General features: G+C 72.4%; 14 protein-coding genes and 1 tRNA gene. 8 read left to right on the top strand and 7 right to left on the bottom strand.

Annotation, left to right across the window (positions count from 1 at the left end):
- Positions 1-96 precede the first annotated feature (96 nt).
- A complete protein-coding gene (locus tag OG776_RS26185; protein WP_148008558.1) occupies positions 97-828 on the bottom strand; it encodes a maleate cis-trans isomerase family protein in 732 nt (243 codons plus the stop codon).
- On the bottom strand, positions 825-1841 hold the full coding sequence (locus OG776_RS26180; protein WP_443077287.1) for a maleate cis-trans isomerase family protein: 1017 nt from the start codon (positions 1839-1841) through the stop codon (positions 825-827). The genes OG776_RS26185 and OG776_RS26180 overlap by 4 nt, the downstream gene beginning before the upstream one ends.
- Before the next feature lie 207 nt (positions 1842-2048).
- On the opposite strand from OG776_RS26180, the gene OG776_RS26175 reads away from it, so the two are divergent.
- Both OG776_RS26175 and OG776_RS26170 read left to right on the top strand, forming a co-directional pair.
- Positions 2049-2981, top strand: coding sequence for a D-2-hydroxyacid dehydrogenase (locus tag OG776_RS26175; RefSeq protein ID WP_329323767.1), 933 nt, complete (start codon positions 2049-2051; stop codon positions 2979-2981).
- Positions 2982-3020: 39 nt separating this feature from the next.
- Positions 3021-4433: an amidase gene (locus OG776_RS26170; RefSeq protein ID WP_148008561.1), complete on the top strand. Its 1413-nt coding sequence runs from the start codon at positions 3021-3023 to the stop codon at positions 4431-4433.
- On the opposite strand, the gene OG776_RS26165 is transcribed toward OG776_RS26170, so the two are convergent.
- Positions 4430-4924: a DUF3830 family protein gene (locus OG776_RS26165; RefSeq protein WP_148009403.1), complete on the bottom strand. Its 495-nt coding sequence runs from the start codon at positions 4922-4924 to the stop codon at positions 4430-4432. The two genes, OG776_RS26170 and OG776_RS26165, sit on opposite strands and share 4 nt — an antisense overlap.
- Before the next feature lie 109 nt (positions 4925-5033).
- On the opposite strand from OG776_RS26165, the gene ehuB reads away from it, so the two are divergent.
- From ehuB to OG776_RS26135, 6 genes are all read left to right on the top strand, one after another.
- A complete protein-coding gene (ehuB, locus tag OG776_RS26160) occupies positions 5034-5966 on the top strand; it encodes an ectoine/hydroxyectoine ABC transporter substrate-binding protein EhuB (RefSeq protein ID WP_329322616.1) in 933 nt (310 codons plus the stop codon).
- Positions 5963-6691 carry an ectoine/hydroxyectoine ABC transporter permease subunit EhuC gene (ehuC, locus tag OG776_RS26155; RefSeq protein WP_148008562.1) on the top strand — a complete coding sequence of 243 codons (729 nt, stop codon included), beginning with the start codon at positions 5963-5965 and terminating at the stop codon, positions 6689-6691. Before ehuB ends, ehuC begins: the two co-directional genes overlap by 4 nt.
- A gap of 34 nt (positions 6692-6725) precedes the next feature.
- Positions 6726-7376 (top strand): ectoine/hydroxyectoine ABC transporter permease subunit EhuD, encoded by a 651-nt coding sequence (gene ehuD, locus OG776_RS26150; RefSeq protein WP_148008563.1) that lies wholly within the window; start codon positions 6726-6728, stop codon positions 7374-7376.
- On the top strand, positions 7366-8151 hold the full coding sequence (gene ehuA / locus OG776_RS26145) for an ectoine/hydroxyectoine ABC transporter ATP-binding protein EhuA (protein ID WP_148008564.1): 786 nt from the start codon (positions 7366-7368) through the stop codon (positions 8149-8151). Before ehuD ends, ehuA begins: the two co-directional genes overlap by 11 nt.
- A 216-nt stretch (positions 8152-8367) precedes the next feature.
- Entirely contained in the window at positions 8368-9126 is a 759-nt protein-coding gene (locus tag OG776_RS26140) for an IclR family transcriptional regulator (RefSeq protein ID WP_148008565.1), read from the top strand.
- Positions 9127-9343: 217 nt separating this feature from the next.
- Positions 9344-9417 (top strand) — tRNA-Lys (locus OG776_RS26135).
- A 66-nt stretch (positions 9418-9483) separates the two neighbouring features.
- On the opposite strand, the gene OG776_RS26130 is transcribed toward OG776_RS26135, so the two are convergent.
- From OG776_RS26130 to OG776_RS26115, 4 genes are all read right to left on the bottom strand, one after another.
- Complete coding sequence (locus OG776_RS26130) at positions 9484-10776, bottom strand: M18 family aminopeptidase (protein WP_148008566.1); 1293 nt, start codon at positions 10774-10776, stop codon at positions 9484-9486.
- Between the two features lie 696 nt (positions 10777-11472).
- The gene (locus OG776_RS26125) at positions 11473-13131 is read right to left on the bottom strand and encodes an AMP-binding protein (RefSeq protein ID WP_410093169.1); all 1659 of its coding nucleotides are present in this window, start codon (positions 13129-13131) and stop codon (positions 11473-11475) included.
- A gap of 35 nt (positions 13132-13166) precedes the next feature.
- Positions 13167-13664, bottom strand: a complete 498-nt coding sequence (locus OG776_RS26120) for a DUF3592 domain-containing protein (protein WP_148008568.1) — start codon at positions 13662-13664, stop codon at positions 13167-13169.
- 151 nt (positions 13665-13815) lie between these two features.
- Positions 13816-14439 carry a lytic polysaccharide monooxygenase auxiliary activity family 9 protein gene (locus OG776_RS26115; protein ID WP_329322615.1) on the bottom strand — a complete coding sequence of 208 codons (624 nt, stop codon included), beginning with the start codon at positions 14437-14439 and terminating at the stop codon, positions 13816-13818.
- Between the last annotated feature and the right edge of the window lie 104 nt (positions 14440-14543).

Here is a 14543-nt window from a genome sequence, read left to right as displayed (position 1 = left end):
CGCCCACCCCCCAGCCCGTCCGGCGCCTGAGGACGAGGCCGTCCAGGCCGACGCGGGGGTCTGGGGGCGGCAGCCCCCAGGGACGGGAACCCCGGGTCAGGACTGCACCAGGGGTTCCCTGACGAACAGCGCACCGAGAGCCGGCGCGTTCACGCGGCGGTCGGCCAGTCGAAGCGCCTCCCACACACTGACCTGGTTCGCGGTGAGCACCGGCTTCCCCAGCTCCTTCTCCAGCGCCGTCAGATGCGCGACCGTGTGCAGAGCCGTGTCCGGCAGGAGCACCGCGTCCGCGTCGGGATGGTCCCCGTCCCGTGCCAGCGCGAACAGCTCCGCCTCGCCCCACGTCCCGACCTCCGCCCCCGTCACGATCCCGGAGGCCCGCACCGAGACCACCTCCACGCCGGCCTTCCGGAGGAAGTCCGCGAAGAGCTCGGCCACGTCGTCCGGGTAGGTCGCGGCGACGGCGACGCGCCGGGCCTTGATCTCGCGGACGGCGTGCGCGAAGCCGAAGGAGGTCGAGGAGGCCGGCAGGCCCGCCGCACGGGCCAGGGAGCGCACCTGCTCGTGGGCGCCGTCCCATCCGTACACGAAACTGCCGCTGGTGCACGCCCAGACCACGGCCTCGGCCCCGGACAGCCGCAGTTCCTCGACGCCCGGCGAGAGCCGCTCCAGGGCGCCCATCTCCCGCAGGGCGTCCACCCGGTGCGCGTCCTCGCCGATGTCCGTGTGGACCAGCGGCAGCCGGATGTCGCTGCCGAGCAGCTGCTCCATACGCGGGTAGTCGTCCTCGGCCGAGTGGCCCGGGTAGAGGAATCCGAGTGCGGTCATGTCCAGCCTTCCTGTTCTTCCGGCAGTACAGGAGCCCGGTGCGCGGTCTGTCCCCCCGAACCCGAGGGGCGGGGAAGGTGTCCCCGGACCAGCCGCTGGCGCGGGCCCACTGCCCGGGTACCCAGATGACGCAGCGCCGCCCACATCGTCACCTGGTTGGCCGAGATGACCGGGATGCCCAGTTCCGGCTCCAGCCGGGCGATCACGTCGTACGTCGGCAGGTTGGTGCAGCTGATGAAGAGCGCGTCCGCCGGGCCGCTCCGGACGGCGCGGTGGGCCATGTCGACCACATCGCGGTAGGGCACCCTCCAAATATGCCTGGTCAGGCCCATGAAGGCACGCCCGGTGACCTCCGCGCCCGCCTCGGCGAGGTACTCCTCCAGGGCCTGGGTGACCGAGACCGTGTACGGGGTGACCAGGGCGATCCGGCACGCGCCCAGTTCGGCCAGGGCCTCCAGGAGCGCCCCGGAGGTGGTCAGCGCGGCCACCTCGCCCGCCCGGCTCATGGCCTCGCACATCGCCCGCTCGCCCGCGACGCCGCCCACGAAGCTGCCCGAGGTGCACGCGTACGCCACGACCTCGGGCGAGACGGCGCTCAGCGCCCGGACGGCGTCGCCGAGCGTCTCGTGCTCGGAGACCAGGCGTGCCAGGTCCAGGCTGACCTCGACCGGTACGAACGGGGTGCGTGTGACGTGCAGGGAGACGTCGTCCGGGACCCAGCGCCACAGCTCCCGGTCGAGGGCGAAGTCGAAGGGGGCGACGACGCCCACTCCACGCTGCGGGCGGGGGCCGCCCAGGAACGAGATGTCCAGCGAGACGTCCATGGCAGCACCGGCCTCACGAAGGCGAACACGAACGACGAGGGGAGGAGCGGAGGTGCGGAGGAGCGGAGGAGCGCGAGAGGGGCTGGGCGGGGCGCGCGGCACACGCGGAGGTACCGACGGGCAACGGACCGTGCGCGCGACCGTGTTGACGAAGGTAGGTTCGGGTGCGAGCGTGGTCAATCCGCGCATCTCAGACGGGTCCGGCCCCGCCCCGCTCCCCCTGCCTCGCCGCTCGGCCGCGCACCCGTACCGCACGCCCGTCCCCGCGGGTCCGTCCCCGGGGGGTCGTTCTCTCAGGAAAGCGGACCCGCATTGCGAAACGGTTTCAGCCGAACGCCCCGCCCCGGGTCCGCGGCCGCGCGGCCGGCCGCCGCCGGGTCCGGAGACCGCGCCACACTGCTCGTCCTGGACGCCGACCCGCTCCCCCGCCTCGGCCGGCTGACCGGCCGGGTGCGGATCGAGCACGCCGACGAGTCCACGCTCGCCGAGCGGCTGCCGCGCGCCGACGTGCTGCTGGTCTGGGACTTCACCTCTCGCGCGGTGCGGCACGCCTGGCCGGGCGAGGGCCGGCGGCCGCGCTGGGTGCACACGGCGAGCGCGGGTGTCGACCATCTGCTCTGTCCCGAACTCGCCGCCTGCGACACGGTGGTGACGAACGCGCGGGGCATCTTCGACCGGCCGATCGCCGAGTACGTCACCGCACTGGTGCTGGCGATGGCCAAGGACCTGCCGCGGACCTGGGAGCTGCAGGGGCGGCGGGAGTGGCGGCACCGGGAGTCGCAGCGGGTGGCGGGCACCCGCGCCTGCGTGGTCGGGTCCGGACCGATCGGGCGGGCGATCGTCAGGTCGCTCAAGGCACTCGAGGTGACGACGGCACTGGTGGGGCGCACCCCGCGGACCGGTATCCACGGGCCCGGGGAGCTCGACCGGCTGATGGCACGCGCCGACTGGGTGATCTCGGCGGCGCCGCTCACCGAGGCCACGTACGGGATGTTCGACGCGCGGCGCTTCGGGATGATGCAGCCGTCGGCCCGCTTCATCAACGTCGGACGGGGGCCGCTCGTCGTCGAGGACGCACTCGCGGAGGCCCTGTCGAAGCGGTGGATCGCGGGTGCGGCGCTCGATGTCTTCCAGCACGAACCGCTCGGCCCGGAGAGCCCGTTGTGGGAGGTGCCCGGGCTGATCGTGTCCCCGCACATGAGCGGGGACACGGTCGGCTGGCGGGACGAACTCGGCGCGCAGTTCGTGGAGATGTACGAGCGCTGGGAGGCGGGCCGGCCGCTGCCGAACGTGGTGGACAAGAAACGCGGGTACGTGCCCGGGCACTGAACCGCCGAACCGCCGAACTTCCTCTGGAGGGGCACGCCGATGACGGAACTCACCGAGCTGACCGCGGTCCAGCTCGTCGACGGCTATCGCAAGGGCGAGTTCGGTCCGGTGGACGTGGTGCGGGCGGCGCTCGACCGGGCCGTGGAAAGCGGACCGGCCGTGAACGCGTTCGTCCGCCTCGACGCGGACGCGGCGCTCGCGCAGGCGGCCCGGTCGGCGGACCGCTGGCGGCGGGGCGAGCCTGCGGGGCTGCTCGACGGCGTCCCGGTCTCCGTCAAGGACATCCTGCTGCTGCGCGGCGGCCCGACCCTGCGGGGCTCGAAGACCGTTTCCCCCGAGGGGAGCTGGGACGAGGACGCGCCGTCCGTGGCCCGGCTGCGCGAGCACGGCGCCGTCTTCCTCGGCAAAACGACGACACCCGAGTTCGGCTGGAAGGGCGTCACCGATTCACCGCTGTCGGGGGTCACCCGCAACCCCTACGACGTCTCGCGCACGGCGGGCGGCTCCAGCGGCGGCGCCGCCGCGGCCGTCGCCCTGGGCGCGGGGCCGCTGGCGCTGGGCACGGACGGCGGCGGCAGTGTGCGCATCCCGGCCGCCTTCTGCGGGATCTTCGCGCTGAAGCCGACGTACGGGAGGGTGCCGCTGTATCCGGCGAGCCCCTTCGGGACGCTCTCGCACGTGGGTCCGCTGACCCGCGACGCGGCCGACGCGGCGCTGATGATGGACGTGATCAGCGGGCCCGACGCACGTGACTGGTCGGCGCTCGGCCCGCCCGCCGGTTCCTTCGTGGACGCGCTGGCGGGCGGGGTACGGGGGTTGCGGGTCGCCTACTCGCCGTCGCTCGGCGGACAGGTCGCGGTCCATCCGGACGTCGCGGTGGCCGTGCGGCGTGCGGTGGAGCGGCTGGCGGCCCTGGGCGCGCACGTCGTGGAGGCCGACCCCGACGTCCGGGACCCGGTGGAGGCGTTCCACACCCTGTGGTTCGGCGGAGCGGCCCGGGTGGTCCAGCGGCTCGGACCGCGCCGGCGGGAGCTGCTGGACCCGGGGCTCCGGGAGATCTGCCGGCTGGGCGCGCGGCTCAGCGGCCTGGACCATCTGGCCGCCGTGGACGTCCGGATGGATCTGGGCCGCCGCACGGGTCTCTTCCACGAGTCGTACGACGTGCTGGTGACGCCGACGCTGCCGATCACCGCGTTCGAGGCGGGCCTCGAGGTCCCGAGGGGCTCCGGGCACCGGCGCTGGACGGGATGGACCCCGTTCACGTACCCGTTCAACATGACGCAGCAGCCGGCGGCGTCGGTCCCGGTGGGCACCGACGTCGCGGGGCTGCCCGTCGGCCTGCAGATCGTCGCCGCCCGTCACCGTGACGACCTGGTCCTGCGGACCGCGCACGCGCTGTACGAGGCGGGGGCGGCCGGGGTCGCCCCACCGCCGGGTTCCGCCCGGTCCTAGGACCTGCGGAAGCTGAGGGTCTCCCCCAGCGCGCCGGAGCGCCACAGGTCGTTGCAGGCCTCGGCCATGGTGTCGAGGCCCTCGACGATCTGTCCCCAGACGATGCCCGGCACCCAGCCCACGTCACCGTTGATCAGCAGGTTGTTGCGTTCGTAGAACAGCGCGAGGTCGACGACCGTGGTGCCGGGGCGCACCTCGGTGTCATAGCCGTACGCCTTGGTGCCGAGCTCGGTGCCGGCGAAGGAGAAGTAGCAGAGGTCGCCGGGGACGGGCGTGACGGTGGGGTTCTCCAGCGGCGGTTCGCCGGCCGCGAAGGGCGGGAACAGGGCGTAGATCTCGTTGCGCGCGTACTTGGCGTGATACACGTCACCGGCCAGGGGGAGGGCGTCCCACACCGCCGCGCAGGTGAGGGGTGCCCGGTCGTCGAGCAGTCTGGCCGTGCAGTGGACTCCCCGCTTGACCAGGGAGATGTCGAGGTACCGGTCGGTCATGCGCTCGGTCATGCGTTCCATCGTCCCGCCGGGGTCAAGGGCGCCTCGTGGAGGAACCGTGCGCGCGGTGGCCGGAATGGATCGTGTGGTCCCGGGTAGCCGCGCCGCCATGGCTCCACCACTACGCAATGACGGAAACGACGGGAACGGTGCGCGGACCCGCGGCCCGAGCCGGCGGGCGCTGCTCGCGGGTGTCCCGGCGCTCGGCGCGGTCGGCGCTCTGGGCGCCGCGGGCTGCAGCCGGGTGGCCACCACCGCCGCCACGGACGGCGGTGACCTCCTCGGCCGGCTGCGGGCGCAGGGGGTCGTGCGGCTGGGCATCGCGGGTGAGATCCCGTTCGGCTACATCGACCGGGACGGCGAGCTGACCGGGGAGGCGCCCGAGCTCGCGAAGGCGGTCTTCAAGCGGCTGGGGGTCGACCGCGTCCAGCCGGTCCCCACCGAGTTCGGCTCGCTCATCCCGGGGCTCAACTCGCAGCAGTTCGACGTCGTGTCCGCCGGGATGTACATCAACGCCGAGCGGTGCGAGCAGGTCATCTTCGCCGACCCGGACTACCAGATGCTCGACGCGTTCATCGTGCGCAAGGGCAATCCGAAGGGCCTGCACGACTACAAGGACGTGGTGGCGAAGAAGGCCAGGTTCGCGACCGGCACCGGGTACGCCGAGATCCAGTACGCGGTCGAGGCCGGGTACCGGGAGAGCGACATCCTGGTCGTGCCCGACCAGGTCGCCGGGCTGAACGCCGTCGAGGCGGGGCGCGTCGACGTCTTCGCGGGTACCGCGCTGACCGTCCGCGAGGTGGTCAAGAAGTCGCGCAAGGCCGAGAGCACCAAGCCGTTCGCCCCCCTGGTCAAGGGAAAGCCGCACGTCGACGGCGGCGGCTTCGCGTTCCGTTCGGCCGAGACACGGCTGCGGGACGCCTTCGACGTGGAGCTGCGGAAGATGAAGAAGAGCGGCGAACTGTTCCGCATCCTGCGGCCGTTCGGCTTCACCAGAGCCGAGATGACCGAGATGACCGCGAAGGAGCTCTGCCGCGGATGACCCCGGGACTGTGGGAACTCGTACTCAAGGGGACGTGGGTCACCCTCCAGCTGCTGTTCCTCGGCTCGCTGGTGGCGGGAGCCGTCTCCTTCGCGGTGGGCGTCGCGCGCACCTCACGGCGGTGGATCGTCCGTTTCCTCGCGGGCCTCTACACCGAGGTGTTCCGCGGGACCTCCGCACTGATCATGATCTTCTGGGTGTACTTCGTGCTGCCGCTCGCCTTCGGCTGGCAGCTCGTGCCGCTGTGGGCGGGCACGCTGGCGCTGGGGCTGACGTACGGGGCGTACGGGAGCGAGATCGTGCGCGGCGCCCTGAACGCCGTCGACCCGGCCCAGCGCGAGGGCGGCATCGCGCTCAGCTTCACGCCCTGGCAGCGGATGCGGCTGATCCTGCTGCCGCAGGCGGTGCCCGAGATGATCCCCCCGTTCTGCAACCTGCTGGTCGAGCTGCTGAAGGGCACGGCGCTGGTCTCCATCATGGGCATGGGTGATCTGGCCTTCAGCGGCAACCTGGTGCGGCTCGCGCTCCAGGAGAGCGCGGAGATCTACGCGTACATCCTGGTGATCTATTTCGTGATCGCCTTCGCGATCACCCGGCTGATGCGCGTCCTGGAGCGGCGGCTGAAGGCCGGGCTCGGCAGGGCGCCCGAGCGCCGTGCCCCCGCGCGGGAGAAGCGCCCCGTCGGAGCCGGCGGAGTGGGCGCGGCGAACGGAGGTGCCTCATGACCGGGTGCACGACGGCCGACCGAGGAGGTGCCGCATGACGTGGGACTGGAGCGCGGTCGGGGACTTCATGCCGCTCTTCCTGGACGGGCTGCTGGTCACGCTGAAGGCACTGGCCCTCGGCTCGCTGATCTCCTTCGCCCTCGGGCTGGTGTGGGCGCTGCTGATGCGGGCGCCGACCCGCTGGGTGCGCTGGCCGGTGGGGGCCGTCACGGAGTTCGTGCGCAACACCCCGCTGCTGGTGCAGTTGTTCTTCCTCTTCTACGTGCTGCCCGAGTGGAACATCACGTTCTCCGCGCTGACCACCGGGGTGGTCGCGATCGGGCTGCACTACTCGACGTACACGATGCAGGTCTACCGGGCCGGCATCGAGGGCGTGCCGGCCGGCCAGTGGGAAGCGGCCACGGCGCTCAACCTGCCCCTGCGGCGGACCTGGACCGCGGTGATCCTGCCGCAGGCGGTCCGCCGGGTGGTGCCCGCGCTCGGCAACTACGTCATATCGATGCTCAAGGACACCCCGATGCTGATGGCGATCACGGTCCTGGAGATGCTCGGCGAGGCGCGGCTGTACTCGCAGGAGCACTTCCAGTTCACCGAGCCCCTCACGGTCATCGGCGTGGCCTTCGTCCTCATTTCCTGTCCGGCTTCCCTCCTTCTGCGAGCCCTGGAGCGACGTCTTGTCCGTTGACACCGACAACCAGACCCCCGAGATCCACGACGTGCGGACCCAGGAGCTGATCCGGTTCGAGAAGGTCACCAAGCGCTTCGGGGACAACACCGTCCTGGACGGGCTCGACTTCCGGGTCGACCCCGGCAAGCACGTCACGCTGATCGGCCCCTCGGGCTCCGGCAAGACGACCATCCTGCGGCTGCTGATGACCCTGGCCAAGCCGGACGAGGGGACGATCACGGTGGCCGGGGAGCGGCTCTTCCCGGCGGAGGAGAAGCAGATCCGTGAGGTCCGCAAGAAGATCGGGATGGTCTTCCAGCAGTTCAACCTGTTCCCGAACATGAAGGTGCTGCGCAACATCACCGAGGCGCCGGTCACCGTCCTCGGCCTGTCCCGGGACGAGGCCGAGCAGCGGGCCCGGGAGCTGCTCGATCTGGTGGGCCTCGCGGACAAGTGCAACGCCTATCCGAGCCAGTTGTCCGGCGGGCAGCAGCAGCGGGTGGCGATCGCGCGGGCGCTCGCGATGCGGCCGCAGGTGCTGCTGCTGGACGAGGTGACGTCCGCGCTCGACCCCGAGCTGGTCGCGGGAGTCCTCGACGTCCTCCGTGACATCGCCCGCACCACCGACATCACCATGCTCTGTGTGACCCATGAGATGAATTTCGCCCGGGACATCTCGGACCAGGTGCTGATGTTCGATTCTGGCCATGTCATCGAGGCGGGTCCGCCGGAGCGGATCTTCGGCGATCCGGAACACGAGAGGACCCGGGAATTCCTCAGCGCGGTCCTGTGACGTCAAGGAGTGAAGGCGGGAAGGTACGAGGTCCGGCCCGCGGGGCATGCCCCGCGGGCTGTGACTCTGGCATATGCCAGGGAATCGCTCCGCTGCTGAGAGCACCGCGGCGGACGGACAATCTGGCCAACACCCCCTCCTCGTCCACCGTTTGACAGTTATCGTGGAGAAGCTCAGCTGTCCGGATCGAGGGCCCAGGAAGCGCAGGGGGAAACCGTGGCGCTGAAGAACGAGCCGACCGCGCCGTACCACTCGGCCCAGGACGCCCTGCGTGTCCTGGAGGCGGTGGCCCGGCACTCCACCGGCATCACCGACGCCGAACTCGCCCGCAGGACGCGCCTCGGCCCGGACCGCCTGACCGCTCTGGTGCGGATGCTGCGCCGGGAGGGGTACGTCGAGCAGCTCGCCGACGGCGTGTTCGTCGCCGGGGCCGCCTTCGGCCGGCTGGACTCGGCCCAGGGCCGCGACCTCGCCCTGCGCGAGCAGCTCCAGCAGACCATCGACCGGCTGCGCGACACGGTCGGCGCCGCGATCTACCTCAGCCGCTACGTCGACGGTGAGGTCGAGGTCACCCAGTGCGCCGAGGGCCCGGCGACGCCCGCGGTCAACGAATGGGTCGACTTCCGTTCCTCGGCGCACGCCAGCGCCGTGGGCAAGAGCCTTCTCGGGCAGCTCGACGCCGACGCCCGCCGCGACCATCTCTCCCGTCACCGGCCGGCCCGCCTCACCTCGCGCACCATCACCGACGAGCGGCTGCTGCTGTCCCGGCTCGACGCCCACCCGCCCACGGTGCCGGTGCTCGACCTCCAGGAGTACGCGATCGGCACGGTCTGCGCGGCCGTCCCGGTCACCGCGGGTTCCTCGGTCGGCTGCCTCGCCCTGTCGCTCCCGGTCGAGCACGCCCACCGGCTGCGCCGGGCCGCGGACACCCTGAACCGCGAGGCGCCCAAGGTGCTCGTGTCGCTCGCCCTCTAGGGCCCGGGCCGCCCGGCCGTACGGCCGGGCAGTCCCGTCGATCGCCCCGGCGCCCGCAGAGCGGAACCCCCGCCGGGCCCCCGACCGCCCCCACGGCCCCGCCGCGCCCGCCCGCGGGGGCGGAAGCGCACCCCCGACCCGGGTGGTCCTGAGCACCCCGTCGGACCAGGTAGTATTTCTTTTGTCGCCGACCGCGGAAGCGGGAGGCGAGAGTCATGCGCCGCTAGCTCAGTTGGTTAGAGCAGCTGACTCTTAATCAGCGGGTCCGGGGTTCGAGTCCCTGGCGGCGCACAGCAACGAAAGCCCTCCACGGCCGTGGAGGGCTTTCGCGCGTCTCCGGGCGGACGGGGCGCGTCCTCAGCCCGCCCTGACGAACTCGGTCAGCACCCGGGCCAGCAGACCCGGGTCCTTCGCCCCGCACAGCTCGCGGGAGGAGTGCATCGACAGGCCCGGTACGCCCACGTCGACGGTCGGGACGCCCAGCCGGGCCGAGGTGATCGGTCCGATCGAGGTCCCGCAGGGTATGGCGTTGTGGGAGACGAACGGCTGCCAGGGCACCGCCGCCCGCTCGCAGGCGGCGGCGAAGACGGCGACTCCGGTGCCGTCGGTGGCGTACCGCTGGTTGACGTTGACCTTGACGACGGGACCGCCGTTGGGCAGCGGCTGGTGGTCCGGGTCGTGGCGCTCGGCGTAGTTGGGGTGCACGGCGTGCGACATGTCGGCGGAGACGCAGAATCCGCCGGCGAGGGCCCGGTGGAAGTCCTCGGCGCTCCCGCCGCGCGCGCCGACGGACCGGCTCAGCACCCGTTCCAGCAGCGGTCCCTGGGCTCCCGACCAGGAGCCGCTGCCGACCTCCTCGTGGTCGAAGGCGGCGAGCACCGGGACGTACGCGGGCGGCCGCTCGGCGTGCGCGGCGGCCACCAGCGCGGTGACGCCCGCGTGCACGGAGATCTGGTTGTCGAGGCGGGAGGAGACGAGGAACTCCTCGTCGGCGCCGAGATAGCCGGGCGCCTGGATGTCGTGCAGCATCAGGTCCCAGCCCAGGATGTCGGCGACGTCGGCGTCGGCCTCCCCGGCGATCCGGCCGAGCAGGGCACCGGGCCGGGTGTCGCCGAGCCCCCACAGGGGGGTGAGGTGCCGCTGCGGGTCCAGCGCGACGCCTTCGTTGACGCCGCCGTCGAGGTGGATGGCGAGCTGCGGCACCCGCAGCAGCGGCCGGTCGACGCTGACGAGGCGGCTGGACCCGTCCCGCATCATCAGCCGCCCCGAGACCCCGAGGTCCCGGTCCAGCCAAGTGTTGAAGGGCACACCGCCGTAGACCTCCACGGCGATCTGCCGCCAGCCCGCCGTCCCGGTGTCCGGTTCGGGCTTGATCCGCAGGTTCGGGGAGTCGGTGTGGGCACCGATGATCCGGAACGGCGTACGGGCCGGAGCGCCCGCGGGGACGTACCAGGCGAGCAGCGCGCCCGCGCGGACGACGTACCGGCCGCCCTCGGCGCCGGCCGCCCAGTCGTCCGTCTCGCGCAGTTCCTGGAACCCCGCCTTCTCCAGACGCTGGGCCGCGTTCGCGACCACGTGGTAGGGCGAGGGGCTGGAGCGGACGAAGGACAGCAGATCGTCGCTGTGACTGCGGTCATGCGTGGGGGACATGGGCGCTCACGCCTTTCGGGAAGGACTGACGAGGGTGGTGGAGGGATCCGCGGGCCGTCCGGCCGAGTGCACGGTTCGGGGACGGAGGCGCGGGTCGGGGGACGCGGGGACGGAGATGCGGTCGGGGACGGAGGACGGGGCGGCCGGCGACTCCGGGCGGTCGCGGGACACCGCGGACCGTCGGGCGGCTGTGGGGGGCGTGGCGGCCGGGCCGGCGTGCGGCGCGGAGCCGAAGGGAGACACCCGTTTAACAGGGGCATGACAAGAACTCGGTGGGGGGTCCGCACCCGGTGTCACACCCGCCGGCCCCCACCGGCGCCACGCCACGGGCCGCCGCGCGCTCCACACCGTCCAGGCGGCGCGAGTGCTCCACACCGTCCGGGCGGCGCGAGTGCTCCACACCGTCCGGGCGGCCGGCCGTTCCCGCGGCGCGGGACGGAGCGGCGTGGACGGCCGACCCGGCCCGGATGAGCTGACGCATGTTCCCTCTTTCCTCGGCGCGGCGCCGTCCTCGGCACGAGCGACACGTGTACCGGTGTCCGGGTGCATCCTCCCCCGGTCGGGCCGCGGGGATTCCTCCGCCGTCCGAGACCTCCGCACGACCGCTGCGGGACCCCGCCGGACCTGGGGACAGACCGGTACACACCATGGGAACGGGCCGGAACGGGAGCGAACGGCGTTGCGGCCGGGGCGAGTTCAGCCCCGTGTCGCCGGCAGGAGGTCCTCCCGCCCCCGCGCCCGGTACTCGGCCAGCAGGGCCCGCACATCGGCCTCCGTGAGGCGGCGGTAGGCCCGCTCCCCCGGCGGACGCCACCACACCGGGTCGGCGCAGCGGAAGCCCGCGCGCCGCAGCGCCGCCCGGTGGATCTTGTTGGTGGCGGTGACCGGCATCCGCTCCACGATCCGTACGAAGCGGGGTGCCATCTTGGTCCCCAGGTCGGGCTGCACGGCCAGGAACGCGGCGAAGGCGCGCGGGTCGAAGGGGACGTCGTCGCGCGACGCCACCGTCGCCATCACCTGGTCCCCCGCCACCGGGTCCGGCACGGCGTACACCGCGACGGCCGCCGCGCCCCGGAAGCGCGCGAGGATGTTCTCGATCATCGCGGCGGCGAGGTTCTCGCTGTCGACGCGCAGCCGGTCGTCCGTGCGGCCCGCGAAATAGAGGAAGCCGTCGCTGTCGCGGTAGAAGAGGTCTCCCGTCCAGTACCAGCCGTCCCGCCGCCGGGCCAGGTCGGCGGCCGGGTTGCGCCAGTACCCCTCGAAGGGGCTGGCCCCGCGGTTCACCAGTTCCCCGATCGCCGCGCTCCCGTTGAGCAGCCGGCCGTCCGGGCCGAAGACGGCCGCGGGGCATTCGGCGCGGGTCTCCGGGTCGACCACGGCGAGGTCGTCGCCGGGCGCCGCCCGCCCGATCGCCCCGGCCGGGGTGCCGGGCGTGCGCTGGACGGCCGCTCCGCCCTCCGAGGAGCCGTACCCCTCCACCAGCCGTACCCCGAAGCGCTGTTCGAAGGCGGCGGCGTCGACCACGCCCGCCTCGGTCCCGAACCCGGTCCGCAGCGGGTTGTCCCGGTCGTCGGGGCGGGCGGGCGTGGCCAGCAGGTACTGCACGGCACGGCCCACATAGGTGAAGTACGTGGCTCCGCAGGCCCGTACGTCCGGCAGGAAGCCCGAGGCGGAGAAGCGGCGCCGGAGCGCGACTCGGGCGCCCGCGGCCAGCGCGGGCGCCCAGTCGGCGATCACCGCGTTGCCGTGGAACATCGGCATGCAGATGTAGTGGGTGTCCTCCGGCCGCACCCCGAAGTGGCCGGCGAGCGAGTGTCCGGCGGCGGCCAGCCGGTCCTGGGTGCAGATCGCGGCCTTGGGCGCGCCGGTCGAGCCGGAGGTGAAGTAGAGCAGCAGGCGGTCGCCCGGGGACACGGACGCCGCCTCGGGCCGGGCCCCCTCGTACGCCGCGAGGAGGTCGGCGTACTCCTCGGTGTCGGTCACCAGGACGCGTACACCGGGCAGTTCGAGGCCGTCGAGGAGACGCAGATGACTCCGCTCGGTGACGAGCACCCGGCACTCGGTGTGCAGGATGTCGCGGGCGAGTTCCGGTCCGCGGCGGGTCGGGTTGATCCCGGCGACGGCGGCACCGGCGAGCGCGGCTGCGCTCAGCCACATCGGGTACTCGGGGGTGTTGTCGAGCAGGACGCCGAGGTGCGGCTCGGCTCCCGCGGGGAGCAGCTCGGCGAGGAGCGCGGCCCGTGCGGCCGCGGCCGCCGTCACCTGGTGGTGGCTCAGGACGCGCCCCTCGAACCACAGCCCCGGCCGGTGGTCGCCCCACCGTTCCGCTACGAGTTCCGCGACGGTGCGCCTCATGAACCCCATGGACGCGCACCATAATTGACGGCTCGTCAGAAAGGGAGTGGCGCGCCCTCGAACTCCTCCCGACCGGTCCAGGCCGAGTCCCACGCCGACGAGAACGCGTGGAAGCCCACCATGAAGCCCGCGCAGAGGAGGACGACCACCGTGCAGAAGACCAGGACGAAGACCGTGCCCGCCGCCAGCAGCCCCCGGCGGGGCGCGTGGGCCGTCGCCTTCTGCGGGCGGTCGGCGCTGTAGTGGACGGTGACGATGTCGCCGTCGAGGACCGTCGCCGGGCCGTTCGCCTCCTCGAAGCGGATCGTGCGGCCGTCACGCGTCGTGAACTCGTAGACGTGGTGGAGCGTCGTGGACACGGAGGTGTCACCGCCGCCGCTGGTCGTCGCGTACGAGCGCAGACAGCGCGCCTCCGCGGTCAGTCCGCTGTTCCACGCCCGGCGCATGTCCAGCGACCGGCGGACCACCAGGACCGCCATGGAGGTCGCCCCGGCCATGATCAGCGCGGGCACCACATAGAAGATGACGTCCATGACATACCCCCGTGTGTCAGGTTCGGTTCCACGCACGCCGTCATGGTCATGGCGACGTGCGTGGAACCTACCCGTGGGGGGTGGACCGGCGCCTCAAGGGAGGCTCAGATCATCCGGGTCGGCACGTCCCGGATCGGTACGTCCGGGACTCTCAGAACGTGACGTCCGCGCACGAGTAGAACGCGTTCGCGGTGTCGGCGATCGTCCACACGCCGAGGATGACGTGATGTCCGCTCAGACCGCTGGGCAGGGTGCCGGAGTGGGAGAGGGTGGACGGCGGGCGCTGACCGTTGTAGGGCACCGTCAGGAACGGTGTGGTGTTCAGGTCGGCCCGGGTGAGCGCGTGGTTCTGGTTCCAGCCGGGCTTGGTGACGTAGTACTTGAAGTCGGTCGTGGCGTGCACGGCCGTGAACTGCCAGCGGAAGCTGTAGCTCTGGCCGCCGGTGACCCTGGTCGTGGGCCAGGCGCCGCCCGAGGGCGTCTTGGGCTGGTCGAGCTGGCCGAAGTTGGTGTGGTTCGCGGAACAGATCCGGCCGTCCGCGGGACCCGCCGCCGGGAACCCCTTGGGCCCCTCGACGCTCTGGGGCTCCCACTGGATGTCACCGCAGTTGGCGACGGTGCCGCCGCCGGCGCACATCTTCTGCCGGCTGAGGGGCTGATCGGTGTAGCCGTGGGCGCCGGCACTGCCGGTGGCGAGCACGAAGGTGCTCGCGGTGGCGAGGCCGACGAGGGCCGCGTACCACTTGACGTTGTTCCTGGGCGTGCGTATGCGCATGCTGCCGCTCCTGGAGGACGTGGGGGAGGTTCTCGTGAGCCGTGCGCGCGTTTTTCAGGTCTAGACCAAGTCACAGATTATTGCGGCTTCTTGAACATGTCCAG

This window comes from Streptomyces sp. NBC_01689, assembly GCF_036250675.1.
In the GTDB taxonomy this organism is placed as follows: Bacteria; Actinomycetota; Actinomycetes; order Streptomycetales; family Streptomycetaceae; genus Streptomyces.
Note: the sequence above shows the minus strand (reverse complement) of the source record. Positions and strands in the feature narration are given on the sequence as shown.